This window comes from Nocardiopsis sp. YSL2 (assembly GCF_030555055.1).
GTDB lineage: Bacteria > Actinomycetota > Actinomycetes > Streptosporangiales > Streptosporangiaceae > Nocardiopsis.
Genome location: NZ_JAMOAO010000001.1, coordinates 2,688,489 through 2,709,859, shown reverse-complemented (window position 1 = coordinate 2,709,859; position 21,371 = coordinate 2,688,489). Strand labels below are relative to the sequence as shown.

Below are 21,371 nucleotides of genomic sequence, written 5' to 3'. Positions count from 1 at the left end.
CGCCGCCGTCCTTCCAGCCCCCGAGGGGAAGGACGGCGGCGGACGGCACGGCCGCGGCACCGGTGCCCGGACCGCGCTCACACGGGGCCCCCGGGCACGGCCCAGGGGTCGATGGGGACGGCACCCGTCCGGTAGCCGCCCTGGTCGAGCAGCTGTCCGCTGAGCTTCATCGTCCAGAGCGCGACGGCCCGGTCCCCGATCACGATGTCCGGTGCGACCCGTACCAGGTCCGCCTCGAACCGCTGGGCGTCCTCCACCGACCGGCTCCACGCGATGACCATGAGGTTGTGCCGGCCGGTCACACCCGCGCACAGCCGTACCTCGCGCATGCCCGTGATGCGCTGCGCGGCCTCCGGGATCTGGTCGGGTGGGACCCGCGCCCAGACCGTGACGGCGACCGGCCACTCCGACAGCGGTCGCGCGACCTCGCACCGCGCCTGCATCATCCGCGCCGCGAAGAGGTGCCGGACCCGGCGGCGCACGGTGTCCGGGGTGCTGTCGCACAGCTCAGCCAACTCCGTGTAGGCGGCCCGCCCGTTCTCACTGAGGGCCAGGAGCAGACGACGGTCGAGTCCGTCCGGCTCCCGCGGCGCCCGCGGCGCCGGAGCGTGCTCGGACAGGCGGTCGACCTGCCGGGGGCTCAGGGCCCGGAACCGCCACCGGCCGCCCTCGGTGAAGACCGTCCCCGCCAGGTGCGTGCGGCTGGCCCTCACACCCGGCATCGCGTCCAGTCCGCCCACCACCCAGCGGGACACCGCGGCCACGTCCTCCGCCATGACGGTGAGCAGCAGGTCCCGGTCCCCGGTGACGTGCTCGACCGCTGACACGTGTGGGAGGCGGGTGAAGGCCCTGGCCACGTTGAGCAGCTCGCCACTGGCGCAGTCGACCTCCACCAGGGCCAGGCAGCCGCGTGCCGCACCGGCCAGACCGGTACCGGGATAGCACGTCACCCAGGCGGCACCCGCTTCCTCGAGGCGCTCCCAGCGGCGCGCCACGGTGGCGGCGTCCACGCCCAGCACGGAGGCGATCCGGGACCATCTCGCTCTCGGCGCGATCTGCAGGGCGTGCACCAGCGCCTGGTCGATGTCATCCATGCGGTTTTCCAGCATCGAGGACCACCTTAGTGCGTTTTCTCTGCGATTTTCGGCCATCGAACAGCTGACCAGGCCAGTCTGACGGCAACGCTGGCAACACGACGAGGGGGACGCGCGATGTCGATGGTGGAACGGGCCGAGGGGCTGCGTGCGGAACTGGTCGCACTGCGCCGGGAACTGCACCGTGAGCCCGAGATCGGCCTGCATCTGCCGAGGACCCAGCACAAGGTCCTGGCCGCGCTGGCCGGCCTCCCGCTGGAGATCTCCACCGGCTCCGGCCTGACCTCGGTCACCGCCGTCCTGCGCGGCGGTCGGCCCGGCGGGGCCGTCCTGCTGCGCGGCGACATGGACGCCCTGCCCGTCCACGAGACCGCCGACGTGGACTACGCGTCCGCGGTCGACGGCCTCATGCACGCCTGTGGGCACGACCTGCACGTCGCCGGCCTGGTCGGTGCGGCGCGACTGCTCTGCGCGGCCCGCGAAGAGCTGCACGGCGACGTCGTCTTCATGTTCCAGCCGGGTGAGGAGGGGTACAGCGGCGCTCCGAAGATGATCGACGAGGGCGTACTCAAGGCCGCCGGGAAGCCCCTCGACGCCGCCTACGCCGTGCACGTGGCCCCCTGCCAGCTGCCGGCCGGGGTCATCGCGACACGGCAGGGCGTGGCCATGAGCGCGTCCGCCGTGCTGAAGGTGACCGTCCACGGCGTCGGCGGGCACGGATCGGCCCCCCACGCGGGCAGGGACCCCGTGCCCGCCACGTGCGAGATGGTCACCGCGCTCCAGAACCACGTGACCCGCGCCTACGACATCTTCGACCCCGTCGTGGTCACCGTCGGCAGGCTGGCCGCCGGGACGCAGCAGAACGTCCTCGCGCACCGGGCCGAATTCGAGGCCACCGTGCGCTGCTACTCCGAGGCCAACAGCGCCGGACTGCGGGAGAACCTGCCGGCGCTGGTCCGGGGGATCGCCGCCGCGCACGGGCTGCGCGTGGACGTCGAGTACGAGGACCAGTACCCGCCCACGGTCAACGACGACGCCGAGGCCCTGTTCGCGATGGAGACGGTCCACGACCTGTTCGGCGAGCACAACGGGTTCCTGTCGCCCATCCCGGTCTCCGGGTCCGAGGACTTCTCCTTCGTCCTGCGCGAGGTCCCCGGCGCCATGGTCATGCTCGGCGCCACACCCGGGGACCTCGATCCGGCCACCGCCCCGGCCGGGCACTCCCCCGACGCGCGCTTCGACGACTCCGTCCTTCCCGCCCAGGCCGCCTTCCTCGCGGAACTGGCGGTGCGCCGACTCGCGAAGACGGCCTGACCCCCTCCCCCGCACAGAAGGATGCCGCCCGTGACCCCGAGCCGCCCTGAGGCCGACCGGCCCGACCAGAACGTTCCAGCCGCGTGCGACCCGCCGTCCGCGCCGGCCCCGCCCGCAGCGGGGGTCCTCGCCGTCGTCGGCCTGCTGGTCTTCTTCGAACTGACGAGCGGATTCCTGCAGGGCTCGATCGCGCCACTGCTGCCCTCCCTCCAGGGGGCCCTGGACATCTCCAGCGCCCATCTGCACTGGGTGGTCGCCGTGCAGTTCCTGGCCGCGGCGGTGTGCGTCCCCGTGTTCGGGCGGCTCGGCGACCTGTACGGTCACCGCCGCATGCTGCGGATCTCCCTGGCCTTCATCGCCGTGGGCGCCGTCGTCGTGGCCGCGGCCCCCAACCTGGCGGTGCTGCTGGCCGGCCGGGTCCTGCTGGGACCGCTCGCCGCGCTCCTCCCCCTGGAGATCGGCCTGGTGCGGGACCGGCTCACCCCGAAGCAGAGCCGCCGCGCCATCGGCCTCCTGGTGGGCGCGCTCACCTTGGGAGGGCTGCTCGGTTCGCTGGCGTCCGGCGTGGTCCAGACCCTCGTCGGGGACGTACGGATCACCCTGGGGCTGATGGCCGCCCTGGCCGTGGGCTGCTTCGCCCTGTCCTACACCGCGATCCCGGAGTCACGGAACAGGGCGAGCGGCCGCATGGACTGGGCGGGCGGAACCCTGCTCGGGCTGTCGCTGATCGTGCTGCTGGGGACGATCTCGCAGGCCAACACCTGGGGCTGGTCCTCACCGGCCCTGTGGTGCGGATTCGCCGTGGCCGTGGCGCTGTTCGCCTGGTGGGTGCGGGTGGAACTGCGCGGCACCGACCCGCTGGTGGACGTGCGCGCGGTCGTCGGACCCGCGGTCTCCCCGCAGTACGCGGCCGGTTTCACGCTGGGCCTGGTCATGCTCGGCGGCCAGAGCGTCATCGTCACCTACCTGGCGTCCTCGCCGGAGGCGGTCGGGTACGGGTTCGGAATGGACGTCCTCAGCCTCGGACTGTGCGTCACGCTGCCCGGCGTGGCGGCGTTCCTCGGGGCGAGTACGGTCGCGCCGGTGGGCACGCGGATCGGCTATCGGCGCGCGGTCCTCCTCGCGTTCACACTCGTCGCGGCGGGGGCCCTCGGCCTCGTCCCGGCCTGGGACTCCCTGGTGCCGTTCCTGACGTCCTTCGCCGTCCTCGGCCTGGGGTGCGGACTGGCGCTGGGCGCCCTGCCCACGCTGATCGTGGAGGCGAGCGCCGAGGACCGCGCCGGCAGCGCCACCGCCGTGTACAACAACCTCAAGACACTGGGCGGAAGCGTGGGCGGCGCCGTCTTCGCCACGGTGCTCGGCTTCCTCCTCATCGACGGGAGCGAGGCGCCCTCCCTGGCCGCCTACCAGGTCGTGTGGGCACTGACCGCGGTCACGGCGCTGGCCACGGCGGTGCTGGCCGGACGTACCCCGCGTTCCCTGCGGCAGCGGGCCCCGACCGGCTGAGGCGGAGGGCGCGCCCGTTCCGCACGGTGGAAACCGTCCGGAACGGGCGCGCCGGTGTCGTCCACAGGGGGTGGGCACGCCCGCGGGGGTGGGGCAGACTGACGGGGTGCCCGCACCCGCCCCGCTCCGGTTGCCACGCGCCTCGGTGTTCGCCGGGGTGTGTGTCGGCGTGTCCGCGGGGGGCCACGCGCTCTCCTCCGGGCACGGTGTGGCCCCGGTCGGCGTCGTGGCGGGATTCGCCCTCGTGCTGGCCGCCGCCCACGGGCTCGCCCGACGCGAGCGGGGACTGGCCGCCGTCACCGCGCTCATGCTGTGGTGCCAGCTGGCGCTGCACGTCCTGTTCTCGGTCGCGGGATCGGGAGACGCGGGGAGCGCGGTCACCGGCTCGCACGCCGCCGGGCACCAGGCCGTCGGCGCGGTCGGCGGTGCGGTCGGCGGCCTCGCAGGATCCGGCCTCGGCCTGAGCATGCTGCTCGCCCACACGGCGGCCGGGCTGGCCTGCGCGTGGTGGCTGCGCCAGGGCGAGCGCAGCGCCTTCGACCTCGTCGGGCTGCTCCGCGGCCTGTTCCGACGGCTGTTCACCGTGCCGTCCCCGCCACCGCCGCCCCGGTCGCGACCCGCCGTCCCCTTCCGGGACCGGAGCTCCCGCCGCGTGGGCGGAGTGCCCTTCCTGCGCCACGTGCGCGTCCTGCGCGGTCCACCCGCGCCCTTCCTGATCTGAGACACCACCCGGCCGGGCCGCGCGCCCGGCCCCGCGTCGGCTTACCCGCCGGCGCCCTCACCCGTGCCGACGGCCATGCGCCGCTCGGCGTCCCGTCCAGGAAGAACGCACACGTGAGCACGAGAACCCCCGAACACCCCGAACCGGCGGCCTCCGGCACCGGACCGGACGCGCCGATGCCGGAAGCCGCGACCCCACAGAGCGGGGCGCGCCCCACCTGGTCCGCGCTGCGCCGCCTGCTTCTGCGCCTGCACTTCTACGCGGGGATCCTCATCGCCCCGTTCGTGGTCATCGCGGCCCTGACCGGGCTGGTGTACGTCTACACACCGCAGCTGGAGCAGGTCCTGTACGCCGAGCAGCTGCGCGTCGAACCCGCGGACGGCACGGTCCCCCTGGAGCGGCAGGCCGCCGCCGCGGCCGGGGCCCACCCCGACGCGGAGCTGAGCGCGGTCCGGCCGGCCGAGGCCCCCGACCAGAGCACCCGCGTGCTGATGAACGCCGACGGCCTGCCCGACGGGTACCGGCTCGCGGTGTTCGTCGACCCCCACGACGGCACGGTCCTGGGCGACCTCACCAGCTACGGCAGCTCCGGGTCGCTTCCGGTGCGCTCGTGGCTGGCCGAACTGCACCGCGGCCTCCACCTGGGCGACGCGGGCCGGCTGTACAGCGAGCTCGCCGCGAGCTGGCTGTGGGTGGTCGCCCTCGGCGGCGTGGTCCTGTGGACCACCCGGCGACGGCGCGAGCGCCGGGCGCGCCGGCTCCTGCTCCCCGACTCCTCCGCCACCGGGCGGGCGCGCACCCTGTCCTGGCACGGCTCCGTCGGCGTCTGGGCGCTCGCCGGACTGGCGCTCGTCACCGCGACCGGACTGACCTGGTCGCAGTACGCGGGCGGCAACATCTCGCAGATCCGCGAGGCCCTCGACTGGCAGACCCCCTCCCTGTCGGCGGCGGACGGCGCCGAGCACGCCGCGCACGGGGACCACGCCGACCACGCCGACCACTCCGGCCACGAGGGCAGCGGCGTGCCCTCGACCGACCTCGACGGCGCGCTGGCCGCCGCGCGGTCGGCCGGGCTCGACGGCCCGGTGGAGATCGGCGTTCCCGTCGCGCAGGGCGCCCCGTACACGGTGGCCGAGACCGTGCGCAGCTGGCCGGTCCAGCAGGACCGGGTGGCGGTGGACGCCGTCGACGGCGCCGTCGTGGAGGAACTGCGCTTCGACGACTTCCCCCTCATGGCCAAGCTCAGCAACTGGGGCATCGGCTTCCACATGGGACTGCTCTTCGGCCTCCCCAACCAGCTGTTCCTGACGGCTCTGGCCCTGTCCGTGCTGGCCCTGGTGTTCTGGGGCTACCGGATGTGGTGGCAGCGCCGCCCGACCCGGGGCGGCTCGTTCGCGGTGGGCCGCCCGGTCCCGCGCGGAACGGGGCGCGCCCTTCCCTGGTGGTGCGCGGCCCTGCTCGTCGCCTGCGCGGTGGGGGTCGGAGTCCTGGTCCCGGTGCTGGGGGTGTCGCTGCTGTGCTTCCTCGCCGTGGACGCGGTCGTCGGCCTCCTGCGTCGGCGCCGTGGCCGACCGCACGCGCCCGCGGCGCGGGCGTCGTCCTGACCGCCCGGTTCCGGGCGCCGCGCAGGGGAGACGACACAGCCCCATCGCCCCCGGAGGCCACGTTCTCCGAGCGGCGGGGGCGCCTCCAGCGGGCTAGGATCCGGGGATGGTCATCATGGGTTTGGTGTTCGCGCTCGTGGGAGCGCTCGTCCACGTGTACATCTTCGTACTGGAGTCGCTCCTGTGGACGTCCCCGCGTGCCCGCGCGGTGTTCGGCACGAGCGAGGAGGGAGCCCTGGCGACCCGGGAACTGGCGTTCAACCAGGGGTTCTACAACCTGTTCCTGGCGGTGGCCGTGGTCGTGGGGACCGTGCTCCTGGGCGCGGGGCTCACGGGGGCCGGGGCCGCGCTGGTCTACGCCGGCGCGGGTTCGATGGTGCTGGCGGGGACGGTGCTCGCCGTCTCGTCGCCGAAGAAGCTCCGCGCCGCGCTGATCCAGCTCGCCGCTCCCCTGGTCGGCATGGTCCTGCTCACGGTCGGACTGGCGGTGTGAGAGGGGGCCCGGGTGTTTCACGTGAAACACCCGGGCCCCTCCGGGTGCTCGGCCGGTCGAGCCGACGACGCCCGCCGTCCCGGCCTCGGCAGGCGCCGCGGCGGGGCGGCGTCCGCGCGCCGGGGACGGCACGAAGGCGGCCACCGTCCCGTATCCGAGCGGGACGGTGGCCTGTCGGCGGTTCCCTCCGCTACGAGGGGAACACGCGACGCCCTAGATGTTCCCGGGACCGGCCCCCGCACGCACGATGGACGGGATCTCCTCGGCCGCGTCGAGCGAGTAGTCGTAGGGGACGGGTGCGACACTGCCCGCGGACTCCGGCTCGCCCGAGCCGTTGGCGTAGACGTTGTCCCGCTCCACCAGGCGGCCGTCGTCTGAGTCGCCGTAGCCCACGTGCGTGGGTGCCTTGACCCCGTCGAAGTAGTTGCCCTCGACCAGCACGCCCGCGTCCATCGTGGACGCGACGCCGTAGTCGTTGTCGACGTAGTAGTTGTTGAACACGTGCACGGTCTCGCCGAACCGGACCCGCGGGTGGCGGCTGAAGGAGCCGTCCAGGAAGTTGTGGTGGTAGCTCACCCGCAGGTGCCCGGCGTCCTCGGTGTGGCCGTCGGAGTGGCCCAGCAGCATCGTCTTGCGGTGGTCGAAGAAATGGTTCCACGACACCGTGACGAAGTCCGACTCCCGCTTGATGTCCACGGCCCCGTCGTAGCCGTTCGTGAAGCTGTTGTGGTCGACCCAGACGTTGGTCGATCCCTGCTGCACGTTGATGGCGTCGTCGTCCCAGTCCGAGAACGCGATGTTGCGGATGACGACGTTCTCGACCCCGCTGAGGTTCAGCCCTCCCCCGGTGATCTCGGCACCGTCGGTACCGATGATGCTCGTGTTCGAGGGGACGCTGTGCATGCCGGACAGCTCGATCGTGCCGCTGACCTCGATGACCCGCGGGCCGTCCTGCTCCAGGGCGTCGAGCAGCTCGTCGCCCGAGGAGACCGCGACGGTGGGGCCGCCTTCACCGCCGGTGGTGCCGCCGTTCTCGCCCGCCCAGCCCGTCGGCCCGTCGGCCGCCGCGTCGGCGTTCCCGGTGTCCTCGGAGGGCTCTTCCGCGGGCTCCTCCGCCGGTTCCTCGGTGGAGGTGTCCGCCGGGGACTCGCTCGCCGGCTCCTCCGGGGCGTCCTCGGTCGGCTCGGCGGTCGGCTCGGTGCCCGGCTCCTCCGCCGGAGCGCCGGTCCCGGGACCGAAGGAGCAGGAGACGTCGGCGGGCGCGGTGCCGCCGTTCGGAGCGGCGGCCTGGAAGCCGAAGGCGGCCGTCGCGCCGGCGTCGATCTCACCGTTCCAGTCGGCGTTGTCCACGGTGACGGAGGAGCCGTCCTGGCCGTGCTCGCCGTTCCAGGCGTTGGTGACCTCCTGGCCGTCGGCGAAGGTCCAGGTCACCGCCCAGCCCTCGGCCGGGGAGTCGGACACGTTGGTCACGGTGACCTCGGCGTTGAAGCCGCCGTTCCACTCGCTGGTGACCTGGTAGCCGACCTCGCAGCCCGTGGCCCGCGACTCGGCGGCCACGGTCTCGGCCGTGTCGTCGCCGGGGAGGACCATCAGGCCGACGGCGAGTGTGCCCGCCGCGGCCGTGGCGACGGCGGTCGTGGCCAGGGCCGCGGTTCGGCGCCTACCGCGCCGAGCTCTTCCCCGTCTGCGGGGGCTGACGTGCTCAGACGAACTGCTCATAGGGGATTCGCTCTCCTCGGGAGGCTGGGGGAGGGTCGCCCGTCGCGTCGCGGGGCGCTGCCGGTGCTCCGGTGTGGGGCCGGAGGTTCGCTTTTCGGCAACGACTTCAACCGCGGTTACGGCGACCCGAAAAAAGCAAGCGCTTTCTCAGGCAGGGACGCTACGGCGCCCGCGGAAACGGTGTCAACACCGCCGTCGAACAAAGGACTTTGGTCCCTCAACCATCAGCGGTCTCGATCGTCCCCTCCGTTGCGAGCCGCACACGGTCCTTCCTGGCCCTGCGCGCCGTGGGCATGACGGACGCCATCGCCACCGGGCCCGCGCGCACGGCCGCCGGGGAGGGCGGGACCGTGCCGACCGAGCGGGAACCCTCGCTCAGCGGGGCGCCTCCTCCCCCAGCAGCCCGTCCAACAGCGTCAGGATGGTGGCCCGCAGTTCTTCCGACGAGGGCGGCGACGCCGCGCCCGCCCCCGCCAGCGCGTCGAAGAGGACGCCCTCGCTCCAGTGGACGAGGACACCGGCGTGGCGCTCCGGCTCCGCCGATCCCAGCGCCGCCAACAGCCCCGTGATCATCCGCCGGAACCTCGCCCCCAGCCGGTCGTAGACCTCCCGGAGCGCGGGACTGCGCCCGGCCTCCAGGGCCAGCTCCAAGCGGGCCAACGAGCGCGCCCGGTCGCGCGTGTACGCCGTGTGGAGGAAGTCCGCCCCCATCCCCGCCACCGCCGCCCGGTCGAGGACGCCCCCGGCCTCGGACTCGCGCAGCGCGCGCAGCGAGGGCTCGGCCTCCTCCTGCTCCACCAGCCAGATCAGCGCGGCCTCGATCAGCCGCGCCCGGGTGCGCGCGTGGTACGAGGTGGACCCGGTCGGCAGCCCCGCCGCCTCGTCCACCGCCCGGTGCGTGAGCCCGCGCAGCCCCCGTTCGGCGATCAGCTCCAGCGCCGTCGCGGCGATCAGCTCCGCCCGCGTGCCCGACTGCGGCATGCCCCACCCTTCACCGTGATCTCTACACCTGTAGAGTACAGGCACTACAGGTGTAGAGATCGGAGTCGGCATGCGAACGGCAGTGATCATCGGAGCCGGAATCGGCGGGCTGGCCGCGGCCCGGGCCCTCACCCGGCGCGGCTGGCGGGTCCGGGTCCTCGAACGGGCCAGGACCCTGGAGGGCGTCGGCGCGGGCCTGGCCATGGCACCCAACGCCCTGCGCGCCCTGGACACCCTCGGCCTCGGCGACGCGGTCCGCGCACGGGGGGCGATCGGCTCGGCGGGGATCCGCACGTGGCGCGGGCGCTGGATCCTGCCCACCGGCGCGGACGCCATGCGGAAGCGCTTCGGCGACACCATCGTCGTGCTGCCCCGGGCGGAGCTGGTCGACCTGCTCGTCGGCGGCCCGGTGACCGGACTCGTCCACACCTCCAACGAGGCCGTACTCACCGATCCCGGCGGTCCGGACCGCCCCGCCCGCGTCTCCGCCGACGGCCGGGAATGGACGGCCGACCTGGTGGTGGCCGCCGACGGCGTCCGGTCCCGGAGCCGCGGGTACCTGTTCCCCGACCACCCCGGCCCCGCCTATGCCGGTGCCACGACCTGGCGCCTGATCACCAAGGGCGTCACCGTCGCGGAGGCGAGCGAGTCCTGGGGCCCGGAGGGGCTGGTGGGGATGATGCCGCTCGCCGCAGGCGGCACGTACTTCTACGCCATGGCCTGGCTGCCCGCCGGCACCGCCTTCCCACCCGTCTCCCGCCATCGCCCCCGGGCGCTACGCGAAGGGCGGGGGCTTGCACCCTCAACCGAGAGCCTCCGGCTCCAGCCCGATTCCGACGAGCACGCCGAACTCCTCCGGCGCTTCGGCCACTGGCACGATCCGATCCCGGCCGTCCTGGCCGACGCCGCCCCCGACGCCGTCCTGCGCAACGACGTCTGGCACATCCCCGACCCCTCACCCGCCTACCACCGCGGGCGGGTCGCCCTCCTGGGGGACGCCGCCCACGCCATGACCCCGAACCTGGGCCAGGGCGCGTGCATGGCGGTCGAGGACGCCGTCACACTCGCCCACGCGGTCGGGGAGGGCTCGGCGGACACGGACCTGCCGGGGGCCCTGGAGGCGTACACGGCGGCGCGTCTGCCGCGCGCGAGCGGCATCGTGCGGCGCTCCGCCGCGGTCGGCCGGATGAGCGCGCTCCGCCACCCCGCGGCCCGAGCGCTGCGCGACACCGGGATCCGTCTGGTCGGCCGGGTGGCACCGTCGCTGTTCTACGGCCCGGCGGACGCGGCCTTCGGCTGGCGCCCGCCCACCGACTGACCCCCGACGCGGGGTCAGCGGTCGTCGGCGGCCCGGTCGCCTTCTCCGTACCAGGGCCACCACTCCACCGTCCGTCCGTGCGGGAACATCCGGTCCAGCCTGATGGTCACCCGCAGCGCGAACCCGCCGGCGATCATCCCCGCCACCAGGTCGGTGAACCAGTGGAAGTGCAGGTAGATCGAGACCGTCGCCTGTAGCAGCGCGATACCGACGATGCAGAAGGCCAGCCCGCGGATCACGTGCGGTCGGGCCGCGCCGAACCGGATGATCAGGAACAGCACCAGCCCGTAGATGAGGATGGCGTTGGCCCCGTGCCCGGACGGGAACGCGACGTTGCCCGGGCCGGCGAAGAAGTCCGGGTCGTAGTTCTTGGCGTGCCCCCGGCTGGAGGCGAGCTTGATCACGGAGACGAACGACATCATGCCGAACACCCCGACCGCGCTCAGGACGATCGGCCGCCAACTGCGGTGCCAGTACGCCAGTTGGACCGCGGTGACCCCCAGGACCGGCAGCGCGACCATACGGGAGGCCACGGTGTCCGGCCAGAAGATCAGCGGCTCGCGCAGGAGGTCGAAGAAGGGCCTGGGCAGCTCGTTGAGGAAGTTGTCGACGGGGTGGAGGGGCCCCGCCGCGAGCATGGTCATCACGATGAGCGCCACGGCCAGCATGATGGCGATCCGGTCCGAGGCCAGGCCCCATGCGATCTCGCTCACACTCGGCCACGTGACCGCGCGCACGACGGGTCGGCCCGGGTCGTGGTTCGTCACGCGGACGACCGGGATCGGACCGCTGTAGGGTCCCGCCGGCGGGACCTGTCTGTCATGTGGTTGTGTGGACTGCCTGGACCGCAGGTGCCGGGTCCGCGAAGAGTGCGTCATGTGCTCAGTGCTGTCTCACATGTCGTGGGCTTGCCTGTGGCACTTGGTGAGCGCGGGGGCACTGGCCAGCCGATGCTGTTGGAACTGATCCTGACGTCCTCAGGGCCGACTCGGGATGCGTGTGGTCGGCGGCGCTTGCCGCCTCACCCCGTTCGACGGTCGAACCTTCGGACCGGTTCACGTTTTCGTGCCCGGCCGCTGGCAGGCTCGACGTCCAAGGCGACCGGATGGCGGCGCATCGGGCGCCGTTTCTCGGTCTGTACTCGTTGGCGCAGGTCAGGGCGCTCTCATCGGATCCGCCATCCGTGAGCCGGATCACTCACCGCGGAAGGCGGACATTGCCGACAGATGAGCCTACCTGGACACTCCTTCCATCTGAGGCCGTGCTCGGCCAAGTGTGACCCTTCCACCACGGACTTTGCCCGCCGCACCCGGAGTGGACCGCGACGGTTCACCGCCGTGCGACCGTTTCGTGAGCGTTCCGTTAGCGCTTCGAGGCCTGCGGTCTGCTCGACCCGTGCGCGTGTGGCACTCTTCAAGGAGCTTGTACGACATGGAGAGGACCGGCCGGCGCGCGGAGCGCGTGAGAGTCGAGGAACGGAAGGGCCCTGGATGGTCGACCTGCCCCGGTTGCCGGATGATCCCTCGAAGCTGGCCCGTGAGCCGCTCCGGGAACAGATCCGGCAGGTCCTGGTCGAGGGTCTGCTGTCCGGCCGCTGGAAGCCCGGTGAGCGGATCGTCGAGCGCCGCATCGCCACCGAACTGAAGGTGAGCCAGGCTCCGGTCCGCGAGGCCCTGCGCGAGCTGGAGACCCTGCGCCTCATCGAGACCGTGCCCAACAAGGGCGCCCGCGTGCGCGCCTTCGGGGTGCAGGACATGGCGGAGATCTACCCCGTCCGCGCCGGGCTTGAGCTCGTGGCCGCCCAGTTGGCCGCGCCCCGGCTGGCCGAGGACGCGAGCCGGCTCGAACACGAGGTCGAGGCACTCAAGCGGGCGACCGCCCTGGGCGACGTCTCCGAGCAGATCCGGCACAGCGTGGAGTTCCACCGCGAGGTCGTGCGCGCCGCCGACAACAGCGTGCTGCTGCACACCTGGGAGTCGTTGGGCGTGGAGGTGTGGACCGCGCTGTCCGTGCGCTGGCTGGACATGCGGCTGCACGCCAAGGCCGCCGACCACGACCAGATCACTCGGGCCTTCCGCGAGGGCGATCCCCGGGTGGGCCAGATGCTCAGCGACCACGTCCTCAACTACGTGGAAGCGGCCCTGAAGTCGCATGGCGGCGCGGGCTGAGCGCACGGACCCCGTCCACGCCTCCCCCGTCACACTGCCCACGTCCACGGACTTCCCTCCGAGGTCTCCGCCCGATCCCGCCCGATCCCGCCCGATCCCGCCCCCGGTGAGCCGCTTGGGGCGTGACCACCCCCGTCGCGCCGAACTCCGGTCATCTGCCGTAAAGTCGTATTGATCGATCATCGATCAGACCGTAGAGTGTGCGCGACACACGTCACACGGACGCGCGTGCCCCTCGGGCGGCGGACTCGTTCATCCGGCCGGTGGACGAACCCTCGCACCCGACACTGCCACGCCGACAGGCACATGCATAGGGCAGGACAGACCGGGAAGCTATGCGGTCAGGGGTCCGGGCGACAACTGCACACGAGACCCCATCAGCGCTTCGCGTCCGGGGAGGACGAGCCACGGTCCCCGAGACGCGCCCCGCAACAGCCACAAGAGCGTCGCCACCGATTGAGCCCGGTGGCGACGCACGTCACGGCCGCGCCCGACAGCGCGACCACGACGGGCCCCGCGCCCCCGACCCACAGGACGGGGGCGGGAGGCCTCTCGCACGAAGAAAGGCACACCATGGCTGACACGGCCAAGCCGAAGGGCGGCACCGCCCGGGCCTCCACGTCCCGGCGGCGCGGCCGCAAGGACACCTCCCCCGGCCTCGGCGACGAGAAGCCGGAGGTCCTGCTCGACTACTACCGCCAGATGGTGTTCGTCCGGCAGTTCGAGCAGCGCACCGGCCAGGCCTACACCCAGGCCCGGATCGGTGGCTACTGCCACCTCAACCTCGGTGAGGAGGCCACGGTCATCGGTCTGATGACCGCCCTCCAGGAGCGCGACTACCTCTTCACGAACTACCGTGACCACGGTTACGCGATCGGCAAGGGCATGGACCCCAAGCGGGTCATGGCCGAGCTCTACGGGCGCTCCGACGGCGTGTCCAAGGGCTGGGGCGGCTCCATGCACATGTACGACACCGAGACCCGGATGCTCGGCGGTTACGGCATCGTCGGCGGTCAGCTCCCGCTGGCCACCGGTGCCGCGCTGGCCATCTCCTACCGGGGCGGCGACGAGGTCGTCATGTGCCAGATGGGCGACGGCACCACCAACATCGGCGCCTGGCACGAGTCGCTGAACATCGCCAAGCTGTGGAACCTGCCCATCGTCTTCGTGGTGATCAACAACTTCACCGGCATGGGCACCACCGTGGAGATGTCCTCCGCCGAGCCCGAGCTGTACAAGCGCGGCGCCGCCTTCCGCATCGAGGGCGAGCGCGTGGACGGCCGCGACGTGCTGGCCGTCCGCGACACCGCGAGCCGCCTCATCGAGCGCGCGCGCACCGAGCAGACGCCGTTCCTGCTGGAGGCCTGGAGCTACCGGCAGAAGGGCCACTCCGTCGTCGACCCGGCCAAGTACCGCACCGAGGAGCAGCGCGACGAGGCCAAGGCCGACGAGAACGACCCCATCCACCTGTTCGGCGAGAAGCTCGCCAAGGCGGGCCTGCTCACCGACGAGCTGCGCGACGAGATCGCCGCGTCGGTCAAGGCCGAGGTCGCCGAGGCCGCCGACTTCGCGGAGAACAGCCCGCACCCGGACGTGTCCACGCTCTTCGACTACACGTACGCCAGCCCGGTGCCCAACGAGTCGCGGCGTATGCCCGCCGACCCGGTGTTCGCAGAGTAGAGAAGGAACGAGCACATGTCTGTGATCACATACCGCCAGGCTCTGCGGGACACGCTCCGCGCCGAAATGGTGCGGGACGAGAACGTCCTCGTCATGGGCGAGGAGATCGGTGTCTTCGAGGGCTCCTACAAGATCACCGAGGGCCTCCTCAAGGAGTTCGGCCCCCGGCGGGTCAAGGACACCCCCATCGCCGAGGAGGGGTTCGTCGGCGCCGCCATCGGCGCGGCCATGCTGGGCCTGCGCCCGGTCGTCGAGCTGATGACGATCAACTTCTCGCTGATCGCCATCGACCAGATCATCAACCACGCCGCCAAGATCTACGGGATGTTCGGCGGCCAGACCAGCGTTCCCATGGTCATCCGCACCCCCGGTGGCGGCGGCCAGCAGCTCGGTGCCACGCACTCGCAGAACATCGAGCTGTTCTACTCCTTCATCCCCGGCCTCAAGGTGATGGCGCCCAGTACGCCCGCCGAGGCCTCGTCGATGCTGCGCGCGGCCATCCGCGACGACGACCCGGTCCTGTTCCTGGAGAACCTGGGCCTGTACAACTCCAAGGGCGAGGTCCCCGAGGGCTACGCCGAGCCCTCGAACGACACCGTGGCCACGATCGGCCGCGCCGGTGTCACCCGCGAGGGCAGCGACATCACGCTCATCGGCTACTCCCGGATGGCCATGGTCGCCACCCAGGTCGCCGAGAAGCTCGCCGAGGAGGACATCAGCGTCGAGGTCGTCGACCTGCGCAGCCTGCGCCCCCTCGACCGCCAGACGTTCGTGGACTCGGTCAAGAAGACCGGTGCCGCGGTGATCTGCGAGGACGACTGGCTGACCTACGGGATCGGCGCGGAGATCGCCGCCTCGATCCAGGAGGGGGCCTTCGACTACCTGGACGCCCCGGTCCGCCGTGTGGCCATGGCCGAGGTGCCGATGCCCTACGCCAAGCCGCTGGAGACGGCGGCCCTGCCGTCGGTCGAGTCGATCAGCACCGCCATCAAGGAGACCCTGAGCGCCGTCGGCAAACGGGTCGGGTAGAGGGAGTTTCAAGCATGAGCGAAATCCAGATGCCGCGCCTCTCCGACACCATGGAGGAAGGCGTCATCAGCACGTGGGTCAAGAAGGTGGGCGACAAGGTCGCCGCCGGCGACGTCCTGGTCGAGATCGAGACCGACAAGGCCGTCATGGAGTACGAGGCCTACGAGGACGGCTTCCTAGTCAAGCAGTCGGTCAACGAGGGTGACACGGTGCCGATCGGCGCGGTCATCGGTGTGATCGCCGACTCCCCTGACGCGGAGGTGGCCGAGTCGGCTCCGGCGGCCCCCGCCGAGCCCGCCGCCGAGGAGGAGAAGCAGGAGGCCGCGGCCGAGCAGCCCGCGCCCGCCGCGCCCGCTCCGGCGGCCGAGCAGTCCGGTGAGTCCGGCGGCGGCGAGGGGCCGCGTCCGCGCACCTCCCCGCTGGCCCGCCGTCTGGCCAAGGAGTACGGCCTGGACATCACCCGGATCCAGGGGTCGGGCCCCAAGGGCCGGGTCGTGCGCGCCGACATCGAGGCCGCGGCCAAGAACGGCACCGCCGCCCAGACCACGGCGCCCAGCACCCCCGCTGCGCCGGCCGAGGCCGCTCCCGCCGCGCAGGCTCCGGCCTTCGACGACGGGCGCGCGTCCGAGGAGCTCAAGGTCAGCAACGTGCGCAAGGTCATCGCGCGACGCCTGACCGAGAGCAAGCAGCAGGTACCGCACTTCTACCTGCGCCGCACGATCGACGCCGAGGCCCTCAATGCCTTCCGCTCCCAGATCAACGAGCAGCTGGCGAGCACGGGCGCCAAGATCAGCTTCAACGACCTGATCGTCAAGGCCTGCGCGACCACGCTGAAGCTGCACCCGGCCGTCAACACCTCCTGGGTGGACGACAAGCTGCTCCAGCACCACCGGGTCAACGTCGGGGTGGCCGTGGCCGTGGACGCGGGCCTGGTCGTGCCGGTCCTGCACGACACCGACAAGGCGACGCTGTCGGAGATCTCCACGCGCACCCGCGAGCTCGCGGGCAAGGCCCGTGACGGCAAGCTGAAGCCGCAGGAGATGAGCGGCGGCACGTTCAGCGTGTCCAACCTCGGCATGTTCGGCGTGGACAGCTTCTCCGCGGTGATCAACCCGCCGGAGGCGGCGATCCTCGCGGTCGGCGCGATGCGCCAGGAGGCCGTGGTCGTGGACGGCGAGGTCGCCGTGCGCAACCGCATCTCCCTGGAGCTGTCCGTGGACCACCGCGCGGTGGACGGCGCCGTCGGTGCCGCCTTCCTGAAGGATCTGGCCGAGATCCTCGAGGAGCCCATGCGCATCATCCTGTAGGTCCGCGCGCACGAACGCCCCGGCCGGGAAGCCTCCCGACCGGGGCGTTTCGCGTGTTCGCCCGGAAGTCTGCATTCCATGGTCCGACCCGCTCCGAGCGTGGTCGTGGTCACCACAGGCGACCCCCGCACGCGTGCCGCGTGCTCGTCCGTCGTCACGCTGTCCGGTTCCGCGGCCAGGGACGCGCCGTGAGGGACCGCGCGCCCCGACGCGTCACCGGGCGCGGGCTTCGTCCACAGGCTGTGGACAGAGCACGCGCCGCGGGTCAGGCGTTGCCCAGGCCGGCCTGGTCCTGCCGTCCGTCCTGGTAGCCCCCGGGGCTCTGCGGACGCTGCTCCGCCGGCGGCTGCGGCGCACCGGCGGCGGACCGCCCCGCCACGTTGCTGTGCTGGCCCACGCTGGACGGAACAGAGTGCCGGGCCCGGCCCTTGTCGATGCCGAGCAGCCGGTTGAGGTGCCCCTTGCGGCCGACCACCAGCCAGGCGACCGCCCCGAGCAGAGGGGTCCAGAGTTCGAAGATGATCCACAGGAGCTTGCCCCCCGCGGTGAGGTCGGAGTCGACGAGGGTGGAGATGATCGCCCAGATGACGAGGACCAGCAGGGCGATCGCGATGGCCAGGAAGATCACCCCCATGATCCCGCTCAGCCACACGACGCTGTCGTCGACCGTGTTCGCGAGTTCGTGCGCGACCCCCTGCGCGAGCGCGATATCCATGACTCCCCCAAACTCACTGTGACCAAGTTGGAGCACAGAGTAATATCCAGGGGGCAACACTCCCCACATTTCGACACTTTCGGGCGTTTCCCCGGCCCCGGAGTCCGGTTCCGAATCACTGGCAGTGACGCGGATTCAGGCAACTACTTTCGCGTAGCGCCCCCCACCAGGCTCTTTCGCTGCTTTACTGGTGACCATGGGCGATCGTCGGCGATCTGGCAGGTTCACTCCCTCGCTCCGTCCCGGAGCCGGCACCGTCAACGGTGGTGGTGCGGCCACCCGCGACCGCCGACTCGCAGGCCTGGCCGTGCCGGACCGCAGAGCACGCCCGTCGGTGGAGGGCCCCTCCCCCTGGGCCCGGTGACAGTGAGTCGGCAGCCCCGATACCTCTGGTTGGCCGAACAGCTCCGCGAGCCGATCCTGCGCGGCGAGATGCCCCCCGGAACCCGGTTGCCCTCCCGCACCAGGCTCGCCCGGCTCTACCACGTCAGCGAGCAGATCTCCCGGACGGCGCTGCGGCTGCTGGTCACCGAGGGGCTGGTCGAGGCCCGCCCCGGCTCCGGGTACTTCGTGCGGTCGGCACCCGAGCAGTTCCGGCTCTGCCGCACCGACTCCTCCTCCGGATCGGGCCTGGGCGAACTCAGCCGCGAGGTGATCGGCACCGAGCAGGAGCGCAGCCCCGCGCCGCTCAGCGTGCGGCTCCGGATCCGCGAGGGCGACCCGGTCTACCGCACGACCTCCCGAGGGCTGTCCGCGCAGTTGCCCATCACCCTGCACCTGTCGTGGGAACCCGCCGCCCTCACCGCGGGAACCCTGCGCACCCCGTTCGACGCCGCGCCCGGCCTCGGCCTCCTGGACCGCCTCGGCGCCGCCGGCCACCCCGTCGACCGGGTGGTCGAGGAGGTGGGCGTGCGCACGCTGCGCGACTCGGAGGCCGCCCTGCTCGGTGCCGCGCCCGGCCGGTCCGTCCTGGTGGTGGAGCGCACGCACTACAGCGGCGGCCGCCCCGTGGAGACCTCCGACCTCATCGGGATGACCGAGCAGTGCCGACTCCTGTACAAGCTCACCCTGGCCCGCACCCGGCATCCCACCGACCACCGCGGGCGCCCCTGACCGCACAGAGCCGGAACGCACGCGGGAACCGGGGTTCCGGCGTGCGTTCCGGCTCTGGTGGGTCGGGGCCCGTCAACCCAGGGCGTGCCGGGCGCATGCTGCCCCCGGCGAGCCGCCGAAGGCGCTAGCCCTGGGTGAACTCCTTGGCGACGACCTCGGCGATCTGCGCCGTGTTGAGGGCCGCACCCTTGCGCAGGTTGTCCCCGCACAGGAACAGGTCCAGCGACTTCGGGTCGTCCAGCGACTGCCGGATGCGGCCGACCCAGGTCGGGTCGGTGCCGACCACGTCGGCCGGGGTCGGGAACCGGGCCTCGGCCGGGTCGTCCAGGACCTGGACGCCGTCGGCCTCGCCCAGCAGCTTGCGGGCGTCGTCGGCGGCGACCTCGCTGTCGAAGGTCGCGTGCACGACCAGCGAGTGCGTGGTGATCACCGGCACGCGGACGCAGGTGGCGTTGACGCGCAGGTCCGGCAGGCCCAGGATCTTGCGGGACTCGTTGCGGACCTTCAGCTCCTCAGAGGACCAGCCGTCGTCCTTGAGCGAACCCGCCCACGGCACGACGTTGTAGGCCAGCGGCGCCGGGAACGGGCCGAGCTCGTCGACCGCCTCGCGCACGTCGCCCGCCTTCTCGGCCAGGCTCCGGTCGGCACCGACCTTGGCCATCTGGTCGCGCAGGACGTCGATGCCCTCCTGGCCGGCGCCGGAGGCGGCCTGGTAGGAGGAGACCACGAGTTCCTTGACGCCGTAGGTCCGGTGCAGGGCACCGATCGCCACGATCATCGACAGCGTGGTGCAGTTGGGGTTGCTGATGATGCCGCGCGGGCGGTTGCGGACCTCGTCCGCGTTGACCTCGGGCACCACGAGCGGCACGTCGGCGTCCATACGGAACGCACCGGAGTTGTCGACGGCGACCGCGCCGCGCGCGGCGGCGATCGGCGCCCACTCCTTGGAGATCTCGTCGGGCACGTCGAACATGGCCACGTCGACGCCGTCGAAGACCTCGGGGGTCAGGGCCTGGACCACGACGTCCTCGCCGCGTACCCGCAGGACCTTGCCCGCGCTGCGCGCGGAGGCCACCAGGCGGATCTCGCCCCAGACGTTCTCGCGCTCACTGAGGATGCCCAGCATCACGGTGCCGACGGCGCCGGTCGCGCCGACGACGGCCAGGGTGGGAAGTCGGTTGCTCATCGGCCGGTACCTCCGTAGACGACAGCCTCGACCTGGTCGGAGTCGAGCTGGAACTCGCTGTGGGCGGCCTGCACGGCCGCGTCGATCTGGTCTTCCTCGACGATGACCGAGATGCGGATCTCCGAGGTGGAGATCATCTCGATGTTGGTGCCGGAACCGGCGACCGAGTCGAAGAAGCGGGCGGTGACGCCGGGGTAGGAGCGCATGCCGGCGCCGATCAGCGAGACCTTGCCGATCTTGTCGTCGTAGCGCAGGGACTCGAACCCGACCTTCTCCTGCACCCGCTTGAGGGAGGAGATGGCCGTCTTGCCGGACTCCTTCGGCACGGTGAAGGAGATGTCGGTGCGGGAGGTGGAGACCGCCGACACGTTCTGCACGATCATGTCGATGTTGATCTCGGCGTCCGCGAGCGCCTTGAAGATCGTCGCGGCCTCACCGACCTTGTCGGGCACACCGACGACGGTGATCTTGGCTTCGCTCCGGTCGTGGGAGACTCCGGAGATGATCGGCTGTTCCATGCCTTCGCTTTCCTCGACTTCCGAAACGACCCAGGTACCGGGCTTCTGGCTGAACGACGAGCGGACGTGCAGCGGGATGTTGTAGCGGCGCGCGTACTCGACACAGCGCAGGTGCAGGATCTTGGTCCCGCAGGCGGCCATCTCCAGCATCTCCTCGTAGGAGACCTTGGGGATCCGGCGCGCGCTCGGCACGATGCGCGGGTCGGCGGTGAACACACCGTCGACGTCGCTGTAGATCTCGCAGGCGTCGGCCTTCAGTGCGGCGGCGAGCGCCACGGCCGTGGTGTCCGAGCCGCCGCGACCCAGCGAGGTGATGTCCTTGGTGTCCTGGGAGACACCCTGGAAACCGGCGACGATGCAGATCGCACCCTCGTCCACGGCCTCCTGGATGCGCCCCGGCGTCACGTCGATGATCTTGGCGTTGCCGTGCAACGACGTGGTGATCACACCGGCCTGGGAGCCGGTGAAGGAGCGTGCCTCGTAACCGAGGTTCTCGATGGCCATCGCGACGAGCGCCATGGACATGCGCTCACCGGCGGTGACGAGCATGTCGAGCTCACGGGCGGGCGGCATCGGGGAGACCTGTTCGGCCAGGTCCAACAGTTCGTCAGTGGTATCGCCCATGGCAGAGACCACGACGACGACGTCATATCCCGCCTTTTTCTGAGCGACGATCCTCTGGGCTACTCGCTTGATGGCTTCCGCGTCTGCCACGGAAGACCCACCGTACTTCTGCACGATTAGGGCCACGATCGATGCTCCTGAGGAGTTGGGATCAAGACAATTACTAGGGAGTGTAGTCAGCGGCCTGCTTCCGCACCCGGTCCGACCTGGGACGGAGCGCACGGCGACGTGACACACCAGCGCTCGGGCCTACCCGATCGAACGGAGGTTACTCACGTTTC

At 71.8% G+C, this 21,371-nt stretch carries 18 protein-coding genes; 11 read left to right on the top strand and 7 right to left on the bottom strand.

From position 1 onward, the window contains the following. Positions 1 to 77: 77 nt before the first annotated feature. Positions 78 to 1,109 carry an Lrp/AsnC family transcriptional regulator gene (locus tag M1P99_RS11800; RefSeq protein WP_304452688.1) on the bottom strand — a complete coding sequence of 344 codons (1,032 nt, stop codon included), beginning with the start codon at positions 1,107 to 1,109 and terminating at the stop codon, positions 78 to 80. A gap of 102 nt (positions 1,110 to 1,211) precedes the next feature. Between M1P99_RS11800 and M1P99_RS11795 the strand changes: the two genes are divergently transcribed. From M1P99_RS11795 to M1P99_RS11775, 5 genes are all read left to right on the top strand, one after another. Then, entirely contained in the window at positions 1,212 to 2,408 is a 1,197-nt protein-coding gene (locus tag M1P99_RS11795) for a M20 family metallopeptidase (RefSeq protein WP_304452687.1), read from the top strand. Between the two features lie 30 nt (positions 2,409 to 2,438). Continuing rightward, the gene (locus tag M1P99_RS11790; protein ID WP_304452686.1) at positions 2,439 to 3,914 is read left to right on the top strand and encodes an MFS transporter; all 1,476 of its coding nucleotides are present in this window, start codon (positions 2,439 to 2,441) and stop codon (positions 3,912 to 3,914) included. A gap of 106 nt (positions 3,915 to 4,020) precedes the next feature. Next, complete coding sequence (locus M1P99_RS11785; RefSeq protein ID WP_304452685.1) at positions 4,021 to 4,635, top strand: hypothetical protein; 615 nt, start codon at positions 4,021 to 4,023, stop codon at positions 4,633 to 4,635. Between the two features lie 113 nt (positions 4,636 to 4,748). Next, entirely contained in the window at positions 4,749 to 6,239 is a 1,491-nt protein-coding gene (locus M1P99_RS11780) for a PepSY domain-containing protein (RefSeq protein WP_304452684.1), read from the top strand. A gap of 106 nt (positions 6,240 to 6,345) precedes the next feature. Next, on the top strand, positions 6,346 to 6,732 hold the full coding sequence (locus M1P99_RS11775; protein ID WP_304452683.1) for a DUF1304 domain-containing protein: 387 nt from the start codon (positions 6,346 to 6,348) through the stop codon (positions 6,730 to 6,732). Between the two features lie 213 nt (positions 6,733 to 6,945). On the opposite strand, the gene M1P99_RS11770 is transcribed toward M1P99_RS11775, so the two are convergent. Together M1P99_RS11770 and M1P99_RS11765 are read right to left on the bottom strand one after the other, a co-directional pair. Further along, positions 6,946 to 8,451 (bottom strand): cellulose binding domain-containing protein, encoded by a 1,506-nt coding sequence (locus M1P99_RS11770; protein WP_304452682.1) that lies wholly within the window; start codon positions 8,449 to 8,451, stop codon positions 6,946 to 6,948. 375 nt (positions 8,452 to 8,826) lie between these two features. Continuing rightward, entirely contained in the window at positions 8,827 to 9,432 is a 606-nt protein-coding gene (locus M1P99_RS11765; protein WP_304452681.1) for a TetR/AcrR family transcriptional regulator, read from the bottom strand. Between the two features lie 70 nt (positions 9,433 to 9,502). On the opposite strand from M1P99_RS11765, the gene M1P99_RS11760 reads away from it, so the two are divergent. Then, positions 9,503 to 10,750, top strand: a complete 1,248-nt coding sequence (locus M1P99_RS11760) for an FAD-dependent monooxygenase (protein WP_304452680.1) — start codon at positions 9,503 to 9,505, stop codon at positions 10,748 to 10,750. A 14-nt stretch (positions 10,751 to 10,764) separates the two neighbouring features. Here M1P99_RS11760 and M1P99_RS11755 read toward each other — a convergent pair whose 3' ends face one another. Next, positions 10,765 to 11,487: a phosphatase PAP2 family protein gene (locus M1P99_RS11755; RefSeq protein ID WP_304455666.1), complete on the bottom strand. Its 723-nt coding sequence runs from the start codon at positions 11,485 to 11,487 to the stop codon at positions 10,765 to 10,767. A 753-nt stretch (positions 11,488 to 12,240) separates the two neighbouring features. Between M1P99_RS11755 and M1P99_RS11750 the strand changes: the two genes are divergently transcribed. The 4 genes from M1P99_RS11750 (at position 12,241) to M1P99_RS11735 (ending at position 16,934) form a co-directional block, all read left to right on the top strand. Next, positions 12,241 to 12,918 carry a GntR family transcriptional regulator gene (locus tag M1P99_RS11750; protein WP_304452679.1) on the top strand — a complete coding sequence of 226 codons (678 nt, stop codon included), beginning with the start codon at positions 12,241 to 12,243 and terminating at the stop codon, positions 12,916 to 12,918. A gap of 573 nt (positions 12,919 to 13,491) precedes the next feature. Continuing rightward, entirely contained in the window at positions 13,492 to 14,598 is a 1,107-nt protein-coding gene (pdhA, locus tag M1P99_RS11745; RefSeq protein WP_304452678.1) for a pyruvate dehydrogenase (acetyl-transferring) E1 component subunit alpha, read from the top strand. Between the two features lie 15 nt (positions 14,599 to 14,613). Beyond that, positions 14,614 to 15,627: an alpha-ketoacid dehydrogenase subunit beta gene (locus tag M1P99_RS11740; RefSeq protein ID WP_304452677.1), complete on the top strand. Its 1,014-nt coding sequence runs from the start codon at positions 14,614 to 14,616 to the stop codon at positions 15,625 to 15,627. A gap of 14 nt (positions 15,628 to 15,641) precedes the next feature. After that, entirely contained in the window at positions 15,642 to 16,934 is a 1,293-nt protein-coding gene (locus M1P99_RS11735; protein ID WP_304452676.1) for a dihydrolipoamide acetyltransferase family protein, read from the top strand. Positions 16,935 to 17,199: 265 nt separating this feature from the next. Here M1P99_RS11735 and M1P99_RS11730 read toward each other — a convergent pair whose 3' ends face one another. After that, positions 17,200 to 17,649: a PLD nuclease N-terminal domain-containing protein gene (locus M1P99_RS11730; protein WP_304452675.1), complete on the bottom strand. Its 450-nt coding sequence runs from the start codon at positions 17,647 to 17,649 to the stop codon at positions 17,200 to 17,202. A 366-nt stretch (positions 17,650 to 18,015) separates the two neighbouring features. Between M1P99_RS11730 and M1P99_RS11725 the strand changes: the two genes are divergently transcribed. Continuing rightward, complete coding sequence (locus M1P99_RS11725; RefSeq protein WP_304455665.1) at positions 18,016 to 18,762, top strand: GntR family transcriptional regulator; 747 nt, start codon at positions 18,016 to 18,018, stop codon at positions 18,760 to 18,762. Between the two features lie 124 nt (positions 18,763 to 18,886). Here the strand turns inward: M1P99_RS11725 and M1P99_RS11720 are convergent, their stop codons facing one another. Together M1P99_RS11720 and M1P99_RS11715 are read right to left on the bottom strand one after the other, a co-directional pair. Beyond that, positions 18,887 to 19,948: an aspartate-semialdehyde dehydrogenase gene (locus tag M1P99_RS11720; RefSeq protein ID WP_304452674.1), complete on the bottom strand. Its 1,062-nt coding sequence runs from the start codon at positions 19,946 to 19,948 to the stop codon at positions 18,887 to 18,889. Further along, positions 19,945 to 21,216, bottom strand: a complete 1,272-nt coding sequence (locus M1P99_RS11715) for an aspartate kinase (protein ID WP_179824129.1) — start codon at positions 21,214 to 21,216, stop codon at positions 19,945 to 19,947. Before M1P99_RS11715 ends, M1P99_RS11720 begins: the two co-directional genes overlap by 4 nt. Positions 21,217 to 21,371 lie beyond the last annotated feature (155 nt).